2 protein-coding genes are annotated in these 1977 nt (G+C 41.2%); both read left to right on the top strand.

What is annotated here, in order from left to right; genetic code table 11:
* The first annotated feature begins 191 nt into the window (after positions 1–191).
* Positions 192–602, top strand: coding sequence for an IS200/IS605 family transposase (tnpA, locus tag LI091_RS18285; protein WP_180211310.1), 411 nt, complete (start codon positions 192–194; stop codon positions 600–602).
* 17 nt (positions 603–619) lie between these two features.
* Positions 620–1876: an RNA-guided endonuclease InsQ/TnpB family protein gene (locus tag LI091_RS18280; RefSeq protein WP_015526510.1), complete on the top strand. Its 1257-nt coding sequence runs from the start codon at positions 620–622 to the stop codon at positions 1874–1876.
* Positions 1877–1977 lie beyond the last annotated feature (101 nt).

The following is a 1977-nucleotide window of genomic DNA, read 5'->3' as shown; positions in this document are numbered from 1 at the left end:
ATTTAGGAAGATAAGCGGGAATCCTCGGTAATTCAATTGCCGAGATGAAAGCGTAAACTGTGCATATCTGCACATTATAAGTAAAATATATTTATTTTTTTACTAAAAAATGCTGTATCCAGCTTTATTAAAAAAGAAAATATGTTCGGCATTTTATTGTGATATTCTTAATACTATGCTATACTATATGTATGAAGGAGAATCTTATACATTACCGCACTTGTGTGTGCAATATTAATTACCATATGGTATGGTCAGTGAAATACTGGCGGAAGATATTGAATGCGGAGATTGAAGCATATCTTCAGGAGCTGGTGCAGGAGATCGCAGCGGATAAAGGTTTTACCGTCCATTTGTTTGAATGCGGGGAAGGAGACCATGTGCACTGTTTTGTGTCTGCTCCTCCCAAATTATCCATAACTGCGATCGTGAAATATCTGAAAGGGATCACCGGCAGGAAATTATTCGAACGTTTTCCGGAAATAAGAGAACAGCTTTGGAAAGGAGAGCTGTGGAACCATTCCTATTATGTGGAAACGGTCGGGTCTGTGTCGGAAGAAAACATCCGCAGATATATTGAGCATCAGAGTAAAGTTTATTGAGATCATAGAGGTGGGAAATGCTGCTGTCAAAGAAAACATCCATAAAGGTCAGTCAGGAATATGCAAACGTCATCGGACATATGTGTTATGCGGCATCCAAGCTCTGGAATGTCTGTAATTACGAACGTCAGCATTACAAAGAAATGGGAATGGAGAAATACCCGGACTGGTATTATCAGAAAAAATCCCATAGAGAGGATCTGTGGTATAAACAGCTTCCATCTCAGACAGCCCAGGAAGTCTGCAAGCTGCTGGATAAAGCATGGAAATCTTTTTACGCCTTGAAAAGATCCGGAGGGATTGAGAATCCCAGACCACCGCGGTTTAAACAGGAAAGTATCCCCATTACCTATATGCAGATGGGAATTGTACATGAATGGGACACAGAAAAAGTCCGTCTGTCCCTTCCAAAAGCATTAAAAAGATATATGGAAGAAACGTATCAGATCCATGAGAACTTTCTTTATCTTGAAAATAAGATTTTCAGGGGCATGGATCAGATCAAACAGTTGCGGATCTACCCACCGGAAAAAGGTGAATGTAAAGTTATTGTTGTTTATGAGATTTCAGAGAGGGAAGAACTTTCGCAGAATGGACACTATCTGTCAGTTGATCTGGGACTTCATAATCTTATGACATGCTATGATTCCGGGAATGGGAATACATTTATCCTGGGCAGAAGATATCTTGCATTGGAAAGATATTTTCATAAAGAGATTGCAAGGGTGCAGGCACAATGGTATGGACAGCAGTCTGTGAAGGAAATAAAACATCCAGTCACATCAAAACATATTCGCAGATTATATCAGAAAAAGCAGAACTCGGTAACGGATTATCTGCACAAGATCACAAGATACTTTGCAAAATACTGCCGTGAACAGGGAATTACCTGTGTTGTGGCAGGGGATATCCGGAATATCCGGAAAGGAAAAGACCTGGGACACAGAACAAACCAGAAGTTCCACAATCTGCCGTATAACAGGCTCTATAGCATGATGGAATATAAGCTTAAGATGTACGGGATCCGTTTTGTAAGACAGGAAGAAAGCTATACCAGCCAGTGCAGTCCGCTGTCACCAGAGGTGGAAAAAAGATATGCACAGCCATGCAACCGAAAACAAAGGGGACTGTACAGGGACAGAAACCGGAAGTATAACGCAGATGCTGTAGGTGCATATAACATCCTGAGAAAATATCTCTCCGTATCCGGAGAGAAAAAGGAACTGTCCGTAACCGGACTAAAAACGCCAGAAATAATAAAAGTAGCTGTATAGCTCTAAAGAGCAAACAGTAGTGGTGTCATGGACGCACCCTGAAAAGGCGGTATCCCGCCTTAATTCAGATGCTCTGGTAACTCAGTTGCCGAGTAGTTCAC

This window comes from Blautia sp. MSK20_18 (genome assembly GCF_020553125.1).
Taxonomy (GTDB): domain Bacteria; phylum Bacillota; class Clostridia; order Lachnospirales; family Lachnospiraceae; genus Blautia_A; species Blautia_A fusiformis.
The sequence above is the reverse complement of the archived record's forward strand: the minus strand, read 5'-3'. Positions and strand labels throughout refer to the sequence as shown.